This is a genomic window from Methylibium sp. (genome assembly GCF_035762065.1).
GTDB lineage: Bacteria > Pseudomonadota > Gammaproteobacteria > Burkholderiales > Burkholderiaceae_C > Methylibium.
This window is the reverse complement of sequence record NZ_DASTPW010000021.1, coordinates 81,172-99,757: the sequence shown is the minus strand read 5'-3', so window position 1 is coordinate 99,757 and position 18,586 is coordinate 81,172. Positions and strand designations below refer to the sequence as shown.

Sequence of the window (18,586 nt, the reverse complement as noted above, 5' to 3'; positions counted from 1 at the left end):
GGCGCAGGACGACATGCGGCGCTTTCGCGTCACCACCGCGAGCAGCGACAACGACCTGATCGACCTGTTCGGCTTCCACGTCGCGCGCGAGCAGATCAGCCTGCGGCCCTGGAGCGGCGAGCGCGTCGCGCCCGGCTACGGCTTCTATCCGAAGGCGCCCGGCTCGCCGGTCCAGGAGGAAGACAAGGGCTGGGGACTGTTCGAAGACGCGCCCGGCGCGCCCGGCACGCAAGGCGCCGCGACGACCGCCGCGCCCGCCGCGGCGCCGGCCGCGGCCGCACCCGCCGCGAACAAGCCGGCTGCGCCGAAGGCCGACGCGAAGGCGCCCGCCGCCGCGCTCGACAACGCGACGATCCGCGTCTCGGTCGAGAAGGTCGACCAGCTCATCAACCTGATGGGCGAGCTCGTCATCACGCAGGCGATGCTGGCGCAGAACAGCGCGCAGCTCGACCCGACCGTCTGCCAGAGCCTGCTGTCGGGCCTGGCGGCGCTCGACCGCAACACGCGCGACCTGCAGGAAGCCGTGATGTCGATCCGCATGATCCCGATGCAGACGGTGTTCAGCCGCTTCCCGCGCATGCTGCGCGACCTGGCCGCCAAGCTCGGCAAGGAAGTCGAGCTGGTCACGCAGGGCGAGGCGACCGAGCTCGACAAGAGCCTCGTCGAGAAGATCACCGATCCCCTGACGCACCTGGTGCGCAACAGCTGCGACCACGGCATCGAGATGCCGGCCGATCGTCGCGCCAAGGGCAAGCCCGAGTGCGGCACGATCACGCTGGCCGCGAGCCACCAGGGCGGCAGCATCGTCATCGAGGTCAAGGACGACGGCAAGGGCCTGTCGCGCGAGAAGCTGATCGCCAAGGCGCGCGAACGCGGCCTGCACGCTCCCGATTCGATGACCGACGCCGAGGTCTGGGGCCTGATCTTCGAGCCGGGCTTCAGCACCGCCGAGGTGGTGACCGACGTCTCCGGCCGCGGTGTCGGCATGGACGTGGTCAAGAAGAACATCGCCGCGCTCGGCGGCACGGTGGAGATCGACTCCGCCGAGGGCTACGGCATGCGCGTCGCGGTGCGCCTGCCGCTGACGCTGGCGATCATGGACGGCATGAGCGTGGGCGTCGGCGGCGAGGTCTACATCCTGCCGCTGTCGAGCGTCGTCGAAAGCTTCCAGACCGAAGGCGAAAGCGTCAAGACGATCGGCGGCTCGGGCCGCGTGGTCGAGGTGCGCGAGGAGTTCATGCCGGTGCTGGAGCTCGAGACGCTCTTCCGCGTGCCGCGCGCGCAGGCCGCGCCGGCGCAGCCGATCATGATCGTGGTCGAAGCCGAAGGCGGGCGCATCGCGCTGCTGGTGGACGAGCTGCTCGGGCAGCAGCAGGTCGTCGTCAAGAACCTCGAAGCGAACTACCGCAAGGTCAGCGACATCTCCGGCGCCACGATCATGGGGGACGGGCGCGTGGCGCTGATCCTCGACGTCGGCTCGCTGGTGCGTCGTTCGCGGCACTGAGCACCCAGCCAAGGCAGCCATGACACGCCGTTTCGATCAGAACGACAAGCCGGTGCTGGCCGCGACGGCCGTCGTCTTCCTCGGTGCCATCGCGTACGCGGCCTCGCTCGGCGGGCTGGCCACGGTCGCGGTGATCGGCCTCGTGCTGCTGGCCCTCGCGACGACGGTCGCCCTGCATTCGCGCGGCGGCCGGGCCGCGATGCTGCTGCTGCCGGTGCTCGGCATGGGCATGGTCGCGCTGCTGATCCACGCGGCGCGTGGCCAGACGGTCGCGCACTTCGCGGTGTTCGCCTTCCTCGCCTGCACCGTCATCTACGGCCACTGGCTGCCGGTGGTGGCGGCCAGCACCGCCATCGCGGTGCACCACCTGAGCTTCAACCAGCTGCAGCAGATGGGCTGGGGCGCGATCTGCTTCGTCGAGCCGGGCTTCGGGCAGGTCCTCGAGCATGCGGCCTACGTCGTCGGCGAAGCGGGCGTGCTGCTGATGCTGGTGGCGCGCCGCACCGTCGACCTGAAGACCGCCTCGGAGCTCACGTCCATCGTCGACCAGCTCGTCGACGAGCACGGCGTGATTCATCTGCGCGAAGCGCGGCCAGCGACCACCGACCCGACCACCCTGAAGCTGATCTCCGCGCTGAATCAGCTCGACGGCATCGTCCGCCAGGTCCTCGACAGCGCGCGCTCGATCAGCACCGCCTCGGCGGAGATCGCGACCGGCAACCAGGACCTGAGCACGCGCACCGAGCAGACGGCGTGCAGCCTGCAGCAGACCGCGAGCTCGATGGAGCAGCTGACCGGCACGGTCAAGCAGACGGCCGACTCGGCGCGCACCGCCAACCAGCTGGCGTCGTCGGCGCAGTCCACCGCCGCCAAGGGCGGCGAGGTCGTCGCGCAGGTCGTCGCGACGATGGAAGGCATCAACAGCTCGTCGAAGAAGATCGCCGACATCATCGGCGTGATCGACGGTATCGCCTTCCAGACCAACATCCTCGCGCTGAACGCGGCCGTCGAGGCGGCGCGGGCCGGCGAGCAGGGCCGCGGCTTCGCGGTGGTCGCCGGCGAGGTGCGCAGCCTCGCGCAGCGCAGCGCGCAGGCGGCCAAGGAGATCAAGGGCCTGATCGGCGCGAGCGTCGAGAAGGTCGAGTCGGGCACCGGGCTGGTGACCGATGCGGGCCGCACGATGAACGAGATCGTGCAGTCGGTGCAGCGGGTGAGCGACATCATCGGCGAGATCACCGCGGCGGCATCGGAACAGAGCGAAGGCATCCATCAGGTCAACGGCGCGGTCACCACGCTGGACCGGATGACGCAGCAGAACGCCGCGCTGGTCGAGCAGAGCGCGGCCGCGGCCGAAAGCCTGAAGGACCAGGCGGCCAAGCTGTCGGCGTCGATGTCGATGTTCAAGATTCCGGCCTGAGTGCCGAAAGACCGTCCGAGAGCCTGCTCCCTCCGATCCGGCCCGTTCCTCCCACGATCTCACCGAGCCCTGCCGCCATGGACACCCTGAAGGACGCCGTCGCCGCCCCCCGCACTTCCGCCGCTGCCGCGCCCGCGCCGCAGGGCATGCGCGCCCGCGCGCGCAGCGAAAGCAAGCCGCAGCCCGGCCGCGAGTACCTGAGCTTCCGCCTCGGCGCCGAGGAGTACGGCATCGACATCCTCAAGGTGCAGGAGATCCGTTCCTACGAAGCGCCCACGCGCATCGCCAACGCGCCGGGCTACCTGAAAGGCGTGATCAACCTGCGCGGCGTGATCGTGCCGATCATCGACCTGCGCCTGCGCTTCGGCTGCGACGCCGAGATCGGCCCGATCACCGCGGTCATCGTGCTGGCGGTCAAGGGCCGCGTGATCGGCACGGTGGTCGATGCCGTCAGCGACGTGCTGCAGCTGCCGCACGAATCGGTCAAGCCGCCGCCGAGCATGGGCTCGGTCGTGGACACCAGGCACCTGATCGGCATCGCGACGCTGGCCGAGCGCATGCTGATCCTGATGGACATCGAATCGCTGATGTCGAGCGCCGAGCTCGGCATGATCGACGCGGTCGTCTGAGCGCGTCGCCGGCGCGCCGGCCTCAGGTGATCGTCGGCGGCTCGCCGCATACCAGGCGCGTCACGTCCTCGGCGATCGACAGCGCGCCGGTGAGTCCCGGCGATTCGATGCCGAACAGCTGCACGATGCCGAGCGCGCCGTGCTCGCGCGGGCCGGCGATCGCGAAGTCGGCGTGTCCGCCCGGCCCGTGCAGCTTCGGCCGCACGCCGGCATAGGCCGGCTGCAGCGCGCCTTCGGGCAGGCCCGGCCAGTAGCGGCGGATCGCCGCCGCGAAGCGCCCGGCGCGCTGCGGATCGACGTCGTAGTCGGGCGCCTCGACCCATTCGACGTCGGGCCCGAACTTGGCCTGCCCGCCCAGATCGAGCGTGAGGTGCACGCCCAGCCCGCCCGGCTCGGGCACCGGGTAGATCAGCCGCGAGAACGGCGCGCGGCCGGCCAGCGCGAAATAGCTGCCCTTGGCGAAGTGCGCGGCCGGCACCTGCGCCGGCGGGAAGCCGTGCATCGCGCGGGCCAGGCGCGGCGCGTCGAGCCCGGCGGCGTTGACGATCGCCTGCGCCTGCAGCGTCAGCACCTCGCCGTCGGCGCTGCGGGTCTCGACGCGGCCGCCACCGGCGTCGATCAGGCTCGCGCCGAGCACCTGCGTGCGCAGGGCAAAGAGCGCGCCGGCCGCTTCGGCGTCGCCTTGCAGCGCGAGCATCAGGCCGTGGCTGTCGACGATGCCGGTGTGCGGGCTCCACAGCGCGGCGGTGCAAGACAGCGCCGGCTCCATCGCGCGCGCTTCGGCGGCGCTCAAGGCGCGCAGGCCGTGCGCGCCGCTGGCGGCGGCGCGCTCGCCGATGGCGTGGAGCGCGGGCGCTTCCTCGTCGCGCGTCGCGACGACCAGCTTGCCGCAGCGCCGGTGCGCGACGCCGCGCTCGGCGCAGTAGGCATACAGCAGCTCGCGGCCGCGCACGCAGTGGCGCGCCTTGCGCGAGCCCGGCTCGTAGTACAGGCCGGCGTGGATCACCTCGCTGTTGCGCGAGCTGATGCCGCTGCCGATGGTGGCCGCGGCCTCCACCACCAGCACCTCGCGACCCGCCCGCGCCAGCGCGCGTGCGCAAGCGAGGCCGACGACGCCGGCGCCGATCACGAGCGCGTCGATGCGGTCCATCGCGGCAGTATCCGGTGCGGTCGGCCCGTCGCGGGGCTGCGGCGGCCTGCGCCTCGGTGTATCTCCGGCCGGCGAATCACGAATTTCTGGAGGCGCTGCCGGGCGCGCGCTGGCTAGAGTCGCGCGCGCTCCGCGAACCCTTGGTGCCGACCGATGAACCCGACCCGCTCCAGCCGCTTCACCCGCCCGTCCCCCGTGGCCGCCGCCGCGCTCGCCGTCCTGGCGGCGAGCGCCGTCGCCCAACAGCCACCCGTGCCCGAGCCGGCGGCCACGACGCTCGCGCCGGTGGTCGTCACCGGCAGCGGCTTCGAGCAGCGCGCCTTCGAGACGCCGTACTCGATCGGCATCGTCGACCAGGAGGAACTGCGCCGTGCCGGCCCGATGGTCAACCTCAGCGAAGCGATGGCGCGCGTGCCGGGCCTCACGGTCGCGAGCCGCAACAACTACGCGCAGGACCTGCAGATCAACTCGCGCGGCTACGGCGCGCGCGCGAGCTTCGGCGTGCGCGGCATCCGCCTCTACAGCGACGGCGTCCCCGCGACCGGCCCCGACGGCCAGGGCCAGGTCTCGCACTTCGACCTGGCCGGCGCGCAGCGCATCGAGGTGCTGCGCGGGCCGTTCTCCGCGCTGTACGGCAACAGCTCGGGCGGCGTCATCGCGCTGGTGAGCGCGCCGGTGCGCGAGCGCTATGGCGAGCTCGGCGTCGACGTGGGCAGCTTCGGCTTGCGCCAGGGCCGCGTCACCGTGCAGGCGCCGTTCGGCGAGGCGCCCGGCAAGGGCTTCGACCTTCGCTTCGGCGCCAGCTACTTCGAGTCCGACGGCTTCCGGCCGCACAGCAGCACCGAGCGCACCCTCGGCAACCTGCGGCTCGGCTGGGGCGGCGAGCGCGACACGGTGATCGTCGCGATCAACGCGGTGGACCAGCCGGCGGAGGATCCGCTCGGGCTCACGCGCGAGCAGTTCAACGCCGACGCGCGCCAGACCGCCGCGGTCGCCACGCAGTTCAACACCCGCAAGACGGTCGACCAGCAGCAGGCCGGCATCACCTGGCGCCACCGCTTCGCCGAGGGCACCGCCTTCGGCCTCGCCGAGAGCGCCGTCAGCAGCTACTACGGGCAGCGCTCGGTGACGCAGTGGCAGGCGATCCCCGTGGCGGTGCAGACGCCGATCACCCAGCCGGGCGGCGTGATCGACTTCGCGCGCGACTACGCCGGCGTCGATGCGCGGCTCGTCTGGCGCTGGGCGCTCGGCGGCGACCGCGCGGCGCAGCTCGTCGCCGGCGGCGCCTACGAGACCGCGAGCGAAGACCGCTTCGGCTACCTCAACTTCATCGGCACCGGCGCCGGCCAGCAGCTGGGCGTGGCCGGCGCGCAGCGGCGCAACGAGAAGAACGAGGTGCGCACCGCCGACGGCTACGCGCAAGGCGAGATCGAATTCGTCAAGCACTGGATCGCGACGCTCGGCGTGCGCTCCGGAAGCGTGCGCTTCGAGAGCCAGGACCGCTTCATCTCGGGCGCGAACGGCGACGACTCCGGCGCGCTGAAGTTCAGCTACACCAACCCGGTCGCGGCGATCCAGTACCGCGGCCTGCCCGACTGGAACTTCTACGCGAGCGCCGGCAAGGGCTTCGAGTCGCCGACCTCGAACGAGCTCGCCTACCGCGCCGACGGCGGCGCCGGCTTCAATGCGGCACTGCGGCCGCAGACCAGCCGCAGTGTCGAGCTCGGCGCCAAGTGGCGCGACGAGGCGCGCGGCCTCAACGCCGAGGCCGCGGTGTTCGACGCGAGCACCTCGAACGAGATCGGCACCGCGACGAACGCGGGAGGCCGCTCGACGTTCCAGAACGTCGGCTCCACCACGCGGCGCGGCGTCGAGCTCGCCGGCGGCTGGCAGGTGCGGCCTTCGCTGCGACTGGCCGCCGCCTTCACCGTGCTGCACGCGACCTACGACGACAGCTTCGTCACCTGCACCGCCGCGCCCTGCAACGCCGCGAACCCCGGCAATTCGGCGGTCGTGCCGGCCGGCAACCGCATCGCCGGCACCAGCCCGCGCAGCGCCTTCGCCGAAGTCGCGTGGAAGCCCTATGCCTCGATGCGCACCGAGTTCGCCGCCGAATGGCGCGCGATGGACCGCATCGCGGTCAACGACCGCAACACCGATTTCGCCAACGGCTGGAGCACCTGGGCGCTGCGCGCGACGCACACCATCCCGCTCGGCGCCGACAGCCGCATCGACGCACTGCTGCGCGTGGACAACGTCTTCGACAAGACCTATGCCGGCAGCGTGATCGTCAACGAAGGCAACGCCCGCTTCTTCGAGACGGGCATGCCTCGGAACTGGCTGCTGGGGGTGAAGTGGCGGCAGGCGTTCTGAACGCGGCGCGCCGCCCGGGCCGCGTTGCGCCCCAGCGTCGCGAGCCTGGCATGAGCGCGGGCGACGGCCTGCTGCGCCGCCGCGGCTTCCTGGCCGCTGCGGCGCTGCCGTGGCTGGCCGCTTGCGGCACGCCCTTGCCGCTGGTCGGGCGGCCCGAGGGCGCCGACCCTGCGGGCGCGGCCCGGCTGCTCGAAAGCGCCCAGGCCCACGGGCTCGAGGCCTACCGCCGGCTCGCCGACATCAACGTGGCGTACGAGGGCGAATGGCGGCCCCTGATCGACCGCATCCAGCCGGTCGTCGTCGACAAGGGCTTTCGCGGCAGCTCGCAGGAGCGCCTGCTTCCGGCGGCCGGCGTGGTCGCGCAGGCCTACACCGGCGCCAGCGGTCGCAAGCAGGTGTTCTGGCAACGCCGGCCGCTGCCTGAACCCGGCGAGGTGGCGGTGTGGTTCAACGGCGCGCGCGCGTCCGACGCCGGCGTGCAGGCCGCGGCGGCGCTGGTGGCCGAGGCTTACGGGCTGTTCCTGCTGGGCCCGCTGTGGATCGCCGGCCGCGCACAGGGCGCGCGGCTCGCGGGCACCGAGCGGGTCGACGGCCGGCTCTGCGACGTGGTGGAGGTGGCGCTGGCGCCCGGCCTCGGGCAGGCAGCGCTCGATCGCGTCGCGCTGTGCATCGATCGCGGCGATGCCGTCACCCGCCGACTGCGCTTCACCCTCGAGGGCTACGCGAACACGCAGGGGGCGGTCGCGGAGGTGGACACCTTCGAGCACGAGCGCCGCTTCGGCGTGCTGTGGCCGCGCCGTTCCTACGAGCGCGTGGTCCATCCCTTGCGGATCCCGGCGCACGACTGGCGTCTGGTCGGCCTCGACGTGAACCGCGGCTACGGCGCCGAAGCCCTGCGAGGGCCGGTCTTCGCAGGCGCCGCCGCCGCGCCGGCCACGCCGCTCTGACGCTCGCTGCGGCCGGCGACGCGCCGGCCGCCAGCGCGACGGGCGAGATGCCGCACGGATACTTTCCGCGTGCCCCTCACCGCCGTCGCGCTCGTCCTCCTCGCGGCCCTCGGCCACGCCCTCTGGAACCTTGCGGCCAAGCACGCCGGCGGCGATCAGCGCTTCGTGCTGCTGACGGCCTTGATCATCGCGGCGATCTGGGCGCCCGTCGGCGTGTGGGCCGGGTGGGACGAGGTGCCGAGGTGGGGCGCGCTCGAATGGGGCGTCATCGCGGCAAGCGCGGTCACGCACGTCGCCTACTTCACCGTGCTGCTGCGCGGCTACCGGGCGTCGGACCTCACCGTCGTCTACCCGGTCGCGCGCGGCAGCGGCCCGCTCGTGAGCGCGATCGGCGCGCTGTGGCTGCTCGACGAACGGCTGGGCGCGCTCGGTGCGCTCGGCATCGCGGCGATGGCGCTCGGCGTGTTCCTCCTCGCCGGCGGGCCGACGCTGGTCGCGGCCCTGCGCGGCGGGGCGGCGCGGGCGGCGATCCCGGCCGAAGCGCGCGCGGCGCGGCAGCGCGTGCGCCTGGGCATCGGCTACGGCCTGGTGACCGGCATCGCGATCGCCGGCTACACGCTGATCGACGGCTACGCGGTCAAGGTGCTGCTGATCTCGCCGCTGCTGGTCGACTACTTCGGCAACCTGCTGCGCATTCCGATCTCGCTGCCCTTCGCGCTGCGCGACCCGGCGGCGACGTTCGCCGCGTGGAAGGCGCATTGGCGCTGGGCGCTGGTGGTCGCCGTGCTGAGCCCGACCAGCTACGTGCTGGTGCTCTACGCGATGACGCTCGCGCCGCTGTCGCACGTGGCGCCGCTGCGCGAGGTCTCGATGCTGTTCGCGGCGATGCTCGGCGGCCGGCTGCTCGGCGAAGGCGATCGCGCGGCGCGCTTCGCCGGCGCGGCCTGCATCGCGCTCGGCGTCACCGGGCTCGCGCTCGGTTGACGCTCAAGGCGCGCCGAGCAGGAAGTTGCCCCGGTCGCCGGCGGCTTCGAGCGCCGCCGCCTGGTCGTCGCGCTCGTCCTTGAGGCCGATGCCGGTGAGCTGCAGGCGCCGCGCGTCGGCGAGCAGCTGGTGCAGCTTGCCGGCGGCCGCGTCGATCGCCAGGCCCGCCGCGCGCACGTTTGAGATGCAGTTGCGCGCCGAGTCCGCGAGCCCGACGCGCGGCGCCCAGCTCAGGTAGATGCCGAGGCTGTCGGGCGAGCTCAGGCCCGGCCGCTCGCCGATCAGCACCGCGACGCAGCGCGCACCGAGCGCTTCGCCGATCTCGTCGCCGATCGCGACGCGGCCCTGCTCGACCAGCGCGATCGGCGCGAGGCGCCAGCCGTCGAGCCGCGCGAGCGTCGCCTCGATCAGCGGCAGCGCATGGCGGTGGATCGCGAGCGCGGAAAGCCCGTCGGCGACCACGATCGCGAGATCGACTTCGCGCTTCTCGCGGCCGGCCAGCGCCGCGCGCGACGCCTTGTCGAGCCGCCGGCCGAGGTCGGGCCGCTGCAGGTAGGCGGCGCGATCCGGCGCGGCGCTGCGCAGCCGCAGCGTCTCGAGCCCCCGCGCCTTCAGCGCAGCGTCGATCGCGTCGATGTCGAAGGCGAGATGCACCGCGTCGCGGGCCTGCGCATGCGCGATCGCGAAGTCGAGCTGGGCGGTCGTCGGCAGGCTGCGCCCGGCGCGGCCCAGCGCGATGCGCGCGTCGGTGTGGCGGCGCAGGAAGCGCCAGCCCTGCGGCGTGACCGGCAGCGTGCGCCCGTCGTCGGCGTCGCTCATGCCGGCCCCTCGATGCGCTTCAGCGCGGCCGCGAAGGCCTCCGGCACGCGCGCCGCGAGCCGCGGCGGCGCGCCGTCGCGGCCGCCGCGCTCGACGATGCCCACGCGCGCGAGCCAGTCCTCGAACTCCGGCGCGCAGCGCAGGCCGAGCAGTTCGCGCATCGCGAGCGCGTCGTGGAAGGAGCTGCTCTGGTAGTTCAGCATGATGTCGTCGGCGCCCGGCACGCCCATCACGAAGTTGCAGCCGGCGGCAGCCAGCATCGTCAGCAGCGCGTCCATGTCGTCGCCGTCGGCTTCGGCATGGTTCGTGTAGCAGACGTCGATGCCCATCGGCAGCCCGAGCAGCTTGGCGCAGCAGTGGTCCTCCAGCCCGGCGCGCGCGATCTGCTTGCCGTCGTACAGGTACTCGGGGCCGATGAAGCCGACGACGCTGTTGACCAGCAGCGGCCGGAAGCGCCGCGCGACCGCGTAGGCGCGCGCCTCGATCGTCTGCTGGTCGCAGCCGTGGTGCGCGCCGGCCGACAGCGCGCTGCCCTGGCCGGTCTCGAAGTACATGACGTGGTCTCCGATCGAGGCGCCGCCGTCCGGTTCGCCGAAGCGCGCGCCGCGCTTCAGGGACAGCGCGGCCTCGTGGGCCTCGCGCAGCAGCGCGAGGTCGATGCCGAAACCGAGGTTCGTGCCCTCGGTGCCGCCGATCGACTGGAACACCAGATCGACCGGCGCGCCGCGCTCGATCGCCGCGATGGTGTTGGTCACGTGCGTCAGCACGCAGGACTGCGTGGGGATCGCGTAGCCCGCGATCACGCCGTCGAGCATCTGCAGCAGGCGCGTCACCTGCGGCAGGTTGTCGGTCGCCGGGTTGATGCCGATCACCGCATCGCCGGCGCCGTGCAGCAGGCCGTCGAGCAGGCTCGCGGCGATGCCGGCGGCGTCGTCGGTCGGGTGGTTCGGCTGCAGGCGCGTGGCGAGCCGGCCGGGCAGGCCGATCGTCGAGCGAAAGCGCGTCGCGACGCGGCACTTGCGCGCGATCAGCATCAGGTCCTGCAGCCTGCACAGCTTGCTCACCGCGGCAGCCATCTCGGGCGTCAGGCCGGGCGCCAGCGCGGCCAGCGTCGTGGCGTCGGCCGCATCGCTCAGCAGCCAGTCGCGCCATTCGCCGACGGTGAGCGAGGCCACCGGCGCGAAGGCCGCGGCGTCGTGCGTGTCGACGATCAGCCGGGTGACCTCGTCGTCCTCGTACGGCACGACGGCTTCGTGCAGGAAGCGCGCGAGCGGCACCTCGGCCAGCGCGCATTGGGCCGCGACGCGCTCGCGCGCGCTGCGCGCCGCGACGCCGGCGAGCTGGTCGCCCGAGCGCAGCGGGCTCGCGCGTGCGAGCAGCGTGCGCAGGTCGGCGAAGACGTGGCGCTCGGCGCCGAGGCTGTGGGCGTAGGGCATCGCGCGGCATCTTGCGCCGGCGGCATGACCGACGGCGCTGCGCGGGCTTCGAGGCGACGCGAAGGCAACATTGCCGCCATGGACCTCTCGACGACGCTGATCGGCGTCGACTTCACCAGCGCGCCGACGCTCCGCAAGCCGATCACCTGGGCGCAGGGCCGCGCGATCGCCAGCACCGGGCTGCTGCGGCTCGAAGGCATCGAGCGCCTGCCGCACTTCGCCGCCTTCGAGGCCGCGCTCGCACGCCCCGGCCCCTGGCTCGGCGCCTTCGACCTGCCCTTCGGCCTGCCGCGCGAGCTGGTCGAGCAGCTCGGCTGGCCGCGCGACTGGGCCGGCTGCATCGCGCACTACCGCCGCCTCGACCGCGCCGAGATCCGCGCGCGCTTCGCGGCCTTCTGCGCCGCTCGGCCGAAGGGCGCGAAGTTCGCGCACCGCGCCACCGACGGGCCGGCCGGCTCGAGCCCTTCGATGAAGTGGGTCAACCCGCCGGTCGCCTTCATGCTGCATGCGGGGGTGCCGCGGCTGGTCGATGCCGGCGTCACCGTGTCCGCGCTGCACGCCGCGGACCCGCGGCGCGTCGCGCTCGAGGCCTACCCCGGCCTGCTCGCGCGCGAGCTGATCGGCCAGCGCTCCTACAAGAGCGACGACCGCGCGAAGCAGACGCCCGAGCGGCTCATCGCCCGCAAGGACCTCGTCGATGCGCTGGAGCAGGGCCGCACGCGGCTCGCGATCCGCCTCAAGCTCAGCCACGCGCAACGCGACGAGCTCGTCGCGGACGCCAGCGGCGACACGCTCGACGCGGTGCTGTGCCTGGTGCAGGCCGCGTGGGCCGCGGGCCAGCCAAACCACGGGCTGCCGGCGGGCATCGATCCGCTCGAAGGCTGGATCGTCACCGCGCCCCCGATCGGCGCAACGCGGTGAACCGACGCAGCAGGAGCCGGCCGGCAGGGCGCTCTGCGCAGCGAAATAAAGGAGGAGGCCCGGTACGCCGGGCCGGGGGACATCCGCGGAGCAGAGTGCCCTACCGGCCGGCTCAAGCGCCGAACGACGACCCCCGCGCCACACCCTCCGCCGAGTCCTCGTCGCCTCGTTGCGTCAGGCCGAGTACCACCGCCTCTCGATCCGCCGCCGGCCGGTTCTGGCTCAGCTTGAACTTGCCTTCGAGCCGCGCGATCGGCAGCTCCAGCCCGACGATCGCGCGGCGCATCGTCGCGAGGTAGTCGGCCGGCGCGTCGTCGACCCGCCACGCCGCCGCCGCATCGACGCCGCGCCGCGCGAGCTGCTCGCGATGCGCCGCCTCGTGGTGATCGGTCAGCCGCTCGACCAGCGCGTGCAACCAGGCGTCGCCCTCGGGCGTGTCGCCGGTGATCCAGCGCGGCGCACCGTGCGCATGCACGACCGCGTAGTTCCATGTCGGCACCACCTTGCCGTGCTCGCGCTTGCTCGCATACCAGTTCGGCGTGACGTAGGTCTGCGGACCCTGGAAGACCGCGATCGCCTCGCCGCGCGCGGCCGCCTGCCACACCGGGTTGGCCCGCGCGACGTGGCCGACGAGCAGCCCGAATTCGGCATCGAGGTGCAAGGGCAGGTGGTTGATCTCCAGCCCCGCCGTCGTCGGCACCACCAGCGTCGCGAACGGGTGGGCCCGCATCAGCGCGTGCAGCGCCGCGATGTCGTCGACGCGAAAGTGGCTCGGCTGGTACATCGTGCGATCCCGACAACGAAGAAGGGCTGCCGAGTTTGGCAGCCCTTCGTTCCGCCCGGGCCTCAGCGCGCGGCCGGCAGCTCCGGCGCGCGGCCGCGCGTCTTGAGCAGCGAGACCACCACGCCGCCGGCGAGCAGCGCGAAGGTCACGCCGAGCGAGATCGCCGGCGGCAGGTGGCCGACCACGCCGACCAGCAGGATCTTCGCGCCGATGAACACCAGCACGAGCGCCAGCGCCACCTTCAGGTACTTGAAGCGATGGATCATCGCGGCCAGCGCGAAGTACAGCGCGCGCAAGCCCAGGATCGCGAAGATGTTCGAGGTGTAGACGATGAAGGGGTCGGTCGTGATCGCGAAGATCGCCGGCACCGAATCGACCGCGAAGATCAGATCGGCGAACTCGATCATCACCAGCGCCAGGAACAGCGGCGTCGCGAACCACACCAGCTTGCCGCTGCCGTCCGGCGCCGGCTGCTTCACCCAGAAGGCGTTGCCCTGCAGCTTGGAGGTGATGTTCAAGTGACGGCGCATCCACTTCAGCGCCGGGTTGCCTTCCAGGTCGAGCGGCTTCTCCTTCACGAACAGCATCTTCACGCCCGTCGCGAGCAGGAAGGCGCCGAACAGGTACAGCACCCAGGCGAACTGGCTGATCAGCGCGGCACCCAGGCCGATCATGATCGCGCGCAGCACGATCACGCCCATGATTCCCCAGAACAGCACGCGATGCTGCAGCTCGCGCGGGATCGCGAAGAAGCCGAAGATCATCGCGATCACGAACACGTTGTCCATCGACAGCGACTTCTCGATCACGAAGCCGGTGAAGTACTGCATCGCCGGGTCGGCACCGAGGAAGCGCCACACGCCCAGGCCGAACAGCAGGCCCATGCCGATGTAGCCGGCCGACAGCAACAGGCTTTCGCGGATGCCGATCTCGCGCTCTTCCTTGTGCAGCACGCCGAGGTCGAAGGCCAGCAGCGCGACGACGATCGCGATGAAGGCCAGCCACAGCCAGGTGGGCGTGCCGAGCAGTTCGGCGGTGAGGAACGTGGTGAGGGCTTCCATGGCTCGAAGATCCGGTCGGTGGTCGAAGCCTGCAGTCTCCGGATTGCGGCGCCTGCCGTAAATTCGTATCTCCCGCGCCGTCGATTCGCAAAAACCGCATCGGCAGTCAGCCGGGGAACCGAGGTCCGGGCCGATGAACTACAAGCACCTGCACTACTTCTGGGTCACCGCCCGGGCCGGCGGCATCGTGCGCGCGGGGCAGCAGTTGCACACGACGCCACAGACGCTTTCCGGCCAGATCAAGCTGCTCGAGGCGCGGCTCGGTCGCGCGCTGTTCCGCCGCCGCGGCCGCAACCTCGAGCTGACCGACGACGGCCGCCTCGCGCTCGGCTACGCCGACGAGATCTTCGCCCTGGGGCACGAACTCGAACGCGCGCTGCGCGGGCCGCAGGCGGCGCTCGCGCGGCCGGTGGAGTTCAGCGTCGGCATCGTCGACTCGCTGCCGAAGTCGCTCGCCTACCGGCTGATGCAGCCGGCGCTCGACCGGCCCGAGGCGATGCGCCTCGTTTGCCACGAAGGCAAGTTCGAGGCCTTGCTCGCGCAGCTCGCCGTCCACAAGCTCGACCTGGTGCTGGCCGACGAGCCGCTGCCGCGGCACGTGAGCGTCAAGGCCTTCAACCACCTGCTGGGCCGCAGCGGCCTGAGCTTCCTGTGCACGCCGGCGCTCGCCGCCTCGCTGCGCCCGGCCGCAGCGCGCGCGCGGCGCGGCAAGGCGCGCGACGACGACCGCTTTCCGCGCGTGCTCGATCGCCTGCCGATCCTGATGCCGGGGCCGCAGACGCCGCTGCGCCGCCCGCTCGAAGCCTGGCTGGCGCGGCACGATGTGCATCCTCGCGTGGTCGGCGAGTTCGACGACTCGGCGTTGCTGAAGGCCTTCGCGGCGCAGGGGCGCGGCGTTGTCGTCGCGCCGAGCGTGCTCGATGCCGAGGTGCGCGCGCAGTACGGCCTGGTGCCGCTCGGCCGAAGCGGCGGCGACGGGGAGGACGACGACCTGCAACAGGACTTCTACGCGATTTCGGTCGAGCGGCGCATCACGCACCCGGGCGTCGCCGCGGTGACCGAGGCCGCGCGCGATCACATCTTCGGCGCATGACCACGCTCCAAGCCGCCGAAGCCTGGTTCGCGCGCCGCGACTGGCAGCCCTTCGCGTTCCAGCGCGAGGTCTGGGCCGCGATGGCCGCCGGCCGCGACGGCCTGCTGCACGCGACCACCGGCGCCGGCAAGACCTACGCGGTGTGGTTCGGCGCGCTCGCGCGTGCAGCCGACGTCGGTCATGCCGGAGCCTCGCCTGCCGCGGCCGGAGAGGGTGGGCAGCGGCGAGCGGCCCTGTCCGCGCAAGCCCGAGCACCGGCCCTGCAGGTGCTCTGGCTCACCCCGATGCGAGCCTTGGCCGCCGACACGCTGAAGGCCATCGCGCTGCCGCTCGCCGAACTCGCGCCGCGCTGGAGCTGCGGCCTGCGCACCGGCGACACGCCGCCGGCCGAACGCGCGCGGCAGGACCGCCGGATGCCGACCGCGCTGGTCACCACGCCCGAGTCGCTGACGCTGATGCTCACCCGCGAGGCGGCGCGCGACGAGCTCGCCGGCATCCACACGGTGATCGTCGACGAGTGGCACGAGCTGATGGGCAACAAGCGCGGCGTGCAGGTGCAGCTCGCGCTCGCGCGGCTGAAGCGCTGGAACCCGCGGCTCGCGGTGTGGGGGTTGTCCGCGACGCTCGGCAACCTCGAACAGGCGGCCGAGGTGCTGTGCGGCCACGCGAACGCGCAGCTGGTGCGCGGGCGCATCGACAAGCAACTGGTGATCGACACGCTGCTGCCGCACGAGCCGGGCCGCTTCTCCTGGGCCGGCCACCTCGGCGCGCAGATGCTGCTGCCGCTGATCGACGAGCTGGCGCAGTGCAGCACCGCGATCGTCTTCACCAACGTGCGTTCGCAGGCGGAGATCTGGTACCAGCTGATCCTGCGCGAGCGGCCCGACTGGGCCGGCAGCGTCGCGCTGCACCACGGCTCGCTCGACAAGGCGACGCGCGAATGGGTCGAGGCCGCGCTGAAGGCCGGAAGCCTCCGCGCGGTGGTCGCCACGTCGTCGCTCGACCTCGGCGTGGACTTCCTGCCGGTCGAGCGCGTGATCCAGATCGGCTCGGCCAAGGGCATCGCGCGCCTGCTGCAACGCGCCGGCCGCAGCGGTCACCAGCCGGGCCGCCCGAGCCGCATCACGCTGGTGCCGACCAACACGCTCGAACTGGTGGAGGCCGCCGCGGCGCGGCATGCGGCACAGGCCGGCCGCATCGAGAAGCGCGAATCGCCGCAGCAGCCGCTCGACGTGCTGGTGCAGCACCTGGTGTCGATGGCCATCGGCGGCGGCTTCGAGGCCGAGGCGATGTACGACGAGGTGCGCGGGGCCCACGCGTACCGGGACCTGCCGCGCGCCTCGTTCCAGTGGGCGCTCGACTTCGTCGAGCGCGGCGGCGCAAGCCTGGGCGCCTACCCGGAGTACCACCGCGTGCGGCTCGAAGGCGGCGTCTATCGCGTGCCCGACCGCGCCGTCGCCCGCCGGCACAAGCTCGCGATCGGCACCATCGTCAGCGACTCCTCGATGCTGGTGAAGTGGATGACGGGCGGCACGATCGGCACGATCGAGGAGGGCTTCATCGCGCGGCTCAATAAGGGCGACTGCTTCGTCTTCGCCGGCAAGCTGCTCGAGTACGTGCGCACCCAGGACATGGCCGCCTACGTGCGCAAGCCCACGCGCAAGAGCGGGGTCATCACCAGCTGGGCCGGCAGCAAGATGCCGCTGTCCACCGAGCTGGCCGACGCGGTGCTGGAACGCATGCAGGCCGCCGACCAGGGCGACTTCTTCGAGCCCGAGCTGCAGGCGGCGCGGCCGATGCTCGCGACGCAGGCGAAGGTCTCGAAGCTGCCGACGCCTTCGACGCTGCTCGTCGAACGGTTCGATTCGCGCGACGGCCACCACCTCTACCTGTACCCCTTCGCCGGCCGGCACGTGCACCTCGGGCTCGCGTCGCTGCTCGCATGGCGCCTGTCGAAGCAGCAGCCGAACACCTTCAGCCTCTCGTACAACGACTACGGCTTCGAGCTGATGAGTGCCTTGCCGATCGACATCGCGAGCGTCCTCGACCATTCGGTGTTCGCGACCGGCGCGCTGCTCGAGGACGTGCTCGCCTCGCTGAACAGCAGCGAGCTGGCGCGGCGGCGCTTTCGCGAGATCGCGCGCATCTCGGGCCTGGTGTTCAGCGGCTATCCGGGCGCGCCGAAAAGCCTGAAGCAGGTGCAGGCCTCGAGCAGCCTGTTCTACGAGGTCTTCCGCAAGTACGACGCGAACAACCTGCTGCTGAGCCAAGCCGAAAGCGAGGTGCTGAGCCAGGAACTCGACATCCGCCGGCTGCGCGCCAGCCTGCAGTCGATGGCGGGCAAGCGCATCGAGCTCGTGACGCTCGCGATGCCGAGCCCGCTGTGCCTGCCCTTGATGGTCGAACGCTTCCGCGAACAACTCACCACCGAGAAACTCAACGCCCGACTCGAACGCATGCTGCAAGAAATGAACGCCGCCATCGATGCCCCGCCGTCCCCGCGCAAGACCGCGCGCCGCAGCGCGCCGCGAAAGGTCGCGCGATGAACCTGCGCCGCCTGCTCGGCGCCGCGAACCGCGCGCGCCTGTCGGTCTACCTGCTCGCGCTGTGGAAGCTGTTCAAGCATCCGCAGACGCCGCGTGCGGCCAAGTGGATCGCGATCTTCGTCGTCGCCTACGCGCTGAGCCCGATCGACCTGATCCCCGACTTCATCCCGGTGCTGGGGATGCTCGACGAGTTGATCCTGCTGCCGCTGGGCGTGGCGCTGGTCGTCAGGCTCACGCCCGCCGCGCTGTGGCAGGCACGGCTCGCCGAGGCCGAGGCCAGCCGCGAGCGGGTGCCACGGCTGCTGTGGGGGCTGGCGATCGTCGTGGCGGTGTGGGCCGTGCTGCTTGCGCTGCTGGGCTGGTGGGTCTGGGCGACCTGGGGCGCGGCTTGAGCCGCGGCCTCGGGCGCGGCGTCCTGCTGGTCGTCGCGCTGCTGATCGGCGCGGCGGCGCGCGCCGCGCCGGCGGAGAGCTTCACCGGCACCGTCACCCACGTCACCGACGGCGACACCGTCTGGGTCCGGCCGGAGGCGTCGAGCGCGCGCTCGAAGCCGATCAAGCTGCGGCTCGTCGGGATCGACGCGCCCGAACGCTGCCAGGCGCACGGCGCCGAGGCCGGCGCGGCGCTGGCGGCGGCGGTGTTGCATCGCCGGGTCGAGATCCGCCGGCGCGCCACCGACGACCACGGCCGTGCGCTCGGCACGCTCTGGCTCGACGGCGAGGACGTCGGCGCCCGGATGGTGCGCCAGGGGCATGCATGGTCGGCGCGCTTCCGGCGCGACGCGGGACCGTACGCCCGCGAGGAGCAGCAGGCGCGCGCCGCAGGCCTCGGGCTGTTCGCGCACGCCGCGCCCGAGTCGCCGCGCGACTTCCGCCGCCGCCACGGGCCCTGCGACGCGCGGCCCTGAGCGGCGCGCGGCGGC

Annotated in this window: 16 protein-coding genes; 11 read left to right on the top strand and 5 right to left on the bottom strand. The window is 72.4% G+C overall.

Translation table 11 applies throughout. The features are described from left to right. The 3 genes from VFR90_RS06975 to VFR90_RS06965 all read left to right on the top strand — a co-directional run. Window positions 1–1,504, top strand: a 1,504-nt coding sequence (locus VFR90_RS06975) for a chemotaxis protein CheA (RefSeq protein ID WP_326405379.1), incomplete at its 5' end; no start/stop codon positions are given. A gap of 19 nt (window positions 1,505–1,523) precedes the next feature. Beyond that, window positions 1,524–2,921, top strand: coding sequence for a methyl-accepting chemotaxis protein (locus tag VFR90_RS06970; protein ID WP_326405378.1), 1,398 nt, complete (start codon window positions 1,524–1,526; stop codon window positions 2,919–2,921). 146 nt (window positions 2,922–3,067) lie between these two features. After that, window positions 3,068–3,550, top strand: a complete 483-nt coding sequence (locus VFR90_RS06965; protein ID WP_326405384.1) for a chemotaxis protein CheW — start codon at window positions 3,068–3,070, stop codon at window positions 3,548–3,550. A 22-nt stretch (window positions 3,551–3,572) separates the two neighbouring features. Here VFR90_RS06965 and VFR90_RS06960 read toward each other — a convergent pair whose 3' ends face one another. Further along, the gene (locus tag VFR90_RS06960; protein ID WP_326405377.1) at window positions 3,573–4,700 is read right to left on the bottom strand and encodes an NAD(P)/FAD-dependent oxidoreductase; all 1,128 of its coding nucleotides are present in this window, start codon (window positions 4,698–4,700) and stop codon (window positions 3,573–3,575) included. Between the two features lie 153 nt (window positions 4,701–4,853). On the opposite strand from VFR90_RS06960, the gene VFR90_RS06955 reads away from it, so the two are divergent. The 3 genes from VFR90_RS06955 to VFR90_RS06945 all read left to right on the top strand — a co-directional run bounded on the left by VFR90_RS06955 (window position 4,854) and on the right by VFR90_RS06945 (window position 9,004). Further along, a complete protein-coding gene (locus tag VFR90_RS06955) occupies window positions 4,854–7,073 on the top strand; it encodes a TonB-dependent receptor family protein (RefSeq protein ID WP_326405376.1) in 2,220 nt (739 codons plus the stop codon). Between the two features lie 50 nt (window positions 7,074–7,123). Then, window positions 7,124–8,020, top strand: coding sequence for a hypothetical protein (locus tag VFR90_RS06950; RefSeq protein WP_326405375.1), 897 nt, complete (start codon window positions 7,124–7,126; stop codon window positions 8,018–8,020). 69 nt (window positions 8,021–8,089) lie between these two features. Then, window positions 8,090–9,004: an EamA family transporter gene (locus VFR90_RS06945; RefSeq protein ID WP_326405374.1), complete on the top strand. Its 915-nt coding sequence runs from the start codon at window positions 8,090–8,092 to the stop codon at window positions 9,002–9,004. A gap of 3 nt (window positions 9,005–9,007) precedes the next feature. On the opposite strand, the gene eutC is transcribed toward VFR90_RS06945, so the two are convergent. Together eutC and VFR90_RS06935 are read right to left on the bottom strand one after the other, a co-directional pair. Further along, a complete protein-coding gene (eutC, locus tag VFR90_RS06940) occupies window positions 9,008–9,823 on the bottom strand; it encodes an ethanolamine ammonia-lyase subunit EutC (RefSeq protein WP_326405373.1) in 816 nt (271 codons plus the stop codon). After that, entirely contained in the window at window positions 9,820–11,259 is a 1,440-nt protein-coding gene (locus tag VFR90_RS06935) for an ethanolamine ammonia-lyase subunit EutB (RefSeq protein ID WP_326405372.1), read from the bottom strand. Before VFR90_RS06935 ends, eutC begins: the two co-directional genes overlap by 4 nt. A 78-nt stretch (window positions 11,260–11,337) precedes the next feature. Here VFR90_RS06935 and VFR90_RS06930 point away from each other — a divergent pair, with 78 nt between their 5' ends. After that, a complete protein-coding gene (locus VFR90_RS06930; RefSeq protein WP_326405371.1) occupies window positions 11,338–12,180 on the top strand; it encodes a DUF429 domain-containing protein in 843 nt (280 codons plus the stop codon). Window positions 12,181–12,292: 112 nt separating this feature from the next. Here the strand turns inward: VFR90_RS06930 and VFR90_RS06925 are convergent, their stop codons facing one another. After that, window positions 12,293–12,964: an FMN-binding negative transcriptional regulator gene (locus VFR90_RS06925; protein WP_326405370.1), complete on the bottom strand. Its 672-nt coding sequence runs from the start codon at window positions 12,962–12,964 to the stop codon at window positions 12,293–12,295. A 62-nt stretch (window positions 12,965–13,026) separates the two neighbouring features. Further along, window positions 13,027–14,025, bottom strand: a complete 999-nt coding sequence (locus tag VFR90_RS06920) for a TerC family protein (RefSeq protein WP_326405369.1) — start codon at window positions 14,023–14,025, stop codon at window positions 13,027–13,029. 133 nt (window positions 14,026–14,158) lie between these two features. Here VFR90_RS06920 and VFR90_RS06915 point away from each other — a divergent pair, with 133 nt between their 5' ends. Genes VFR90_RS06915 through VFR90_RS06900 form a run of 4 tightly spaced genes read left to right on the top strand, consistent with a single transcriptional unit; the run spans window position 14,159 to window position 18,571 of the window. Continuing rightward, window positions 14,159–15,118 (top strand): LysR family transcriptional regulator, encoded by a 960-nt coding sequence (locus tag VFR90_RS06915; protein ID WP_326405368.1) that lies wholly within the window; start codon window positions 14,159–14,161, stop codon window positions 15,116–15,118. Next, window positions 15,115–17,664, top strand: a complete 2,550-nt coding sequence (locus VFR90_RS06910; RefSeq protein ID WP_326405367.1) for a ligase-associated DNA damage response DEXH box helicase — start codon at window positions 15,115–15,117, stop codon at window positions 17,662–17,664. The genes VFR90_RS06915 and VFR90_RS06910 overlap by 4 nt, the downstream gene beginning before the upstream one ends. Continuing rightward, on the top strand, window positions 17,661–18,056 hold the full coding sequence (locus tag VFR90_RS06905; protein WP_326405366.1) for a YkvA family protein: 396 nt from the start codon (window positions 17,661–17,663) through the stop codon (window positions 18,054–18,056). Before VFR90_RS06910 ends, VFR90_RS06905 begins: the two co-directional genes overlap by 4 nt. Next, window positions 18,026–18,571: a thermonuclease family protein gene (locus VFR90_RS06900; RefSeq protein WP_326405365.1), complete on the top strand. Its 546-nt coding sequence runs from the start codon at window positions 18,026–18,028 to the stop codon at window positions 18,569–18,571. Before VFR90_RS06905 ends, VFR90_RS06900 begins: the two co-directional genes overlap by 31 nt. The last annotated feature ends 15 nt before the right edge of the window (window positions 18,572–18,586 follow it).

What these genes read in the sequence shown, in the direction of transcription:
- VFR90_RS06970 (WP_326405378.1), top strand. Translation starts at nt 1,524, where the DNA reads ATGACACGCCGTTTCGATCAGAACGACAAGCCGGTGCTGGCCGCGACG.
- VFR90_RS06965 (WP_326405384.1), top strand. Translation starts at nt 3,068, where the DNA reads ATGCGCGCCCGCGCGCGCAGCGAAAGCAAGCCGCAGCCCGGCCGCGAG.
- VFR90_RS06960 (WP_326405377.1), bottom strand. Translation starts at nt 4,700, where the DNA reads ATGGACCGCATCGACGCGCTCGTGATCGGCGCCGGCGTCGTCGGCCTC.
- VFR90_RS06955 (WP_326405376.1), top strand. Translation starts at nt 4,854, where the DNA reads ATGAACCCGACCCGCTCCAGCCGCTTCACCCGCCCGTCCCCCGTGGCC.
- VFR90_RS06950 (WP_326405375.1), top strand. Translation starts at nt 7,124, where the DNA reads ATGAGCGCGGGCGACGGCCTGCTGCGCCGCCGCGGCTTCCTGGCCGCT.
- eutC (WP_326405373.1), bottom strand. Translation starts at nt 9,823, where the DNA reads ATGAGCGACGCCGACGACGGGCGCACGCTGCCGGTCACGCCGCAGGGC.
- VFR90_RS06935 (WP_326405372.1), bottom strand. Translation starts at nt 11,259, where the DNA reads ATGCCCTACGCCCACAGCCTCGGCGCCGAGCGCCACGTCTTCGCCGAC.
- VFR90_RS06930 (WP_326405371.1), top strand. Translation starts at nt 11,338, where the DNA reads ATGGACCTCTCGACGACGCTGATCGGCGTCGACTTCACCAGCGCGCCG.
- VFR90_RS06925 (WP_326405370.1), bottom strand. Translation starts at nt 12,964, where the DNA reads ATGTACCAGCCGAGCCACTTTCGCGTCGACGACATCGCGGCGCTGCAC.
- VFR90_RS06920 (WP_326405369.1), bottom strand. Translation starts at nt 14,025, where the DNA reads ATGGAAGCCCTCACCACGTTCCTCACCGCCGAACTGCTCGGCACGCCC.
- VFR90_RS06915 (WP_326405368.1), top strand. Translation starts at nt 14,159, where the DNA reads ATGAACTACAAGCACCTGCACTACTTCTGGGTCACCGCCCGGGCCGGC.
- VFR90_RS06910 (WP_326405367.1), top strand. Translation starts at nt 15,115, where the DNA reads ATGACCACGCTCCAAGCCGCCGAAGCCTGGTTCGCGCGCCGCGACTGG.
- VFR90_RS06905 (WP_326405366.1), top strand. Translation starts at nt 17,661, where the DNA reads ATGAACCTGCGCCGCCTGCTCGGCGCCGCGAACCGCGCGCGCCTGTCG.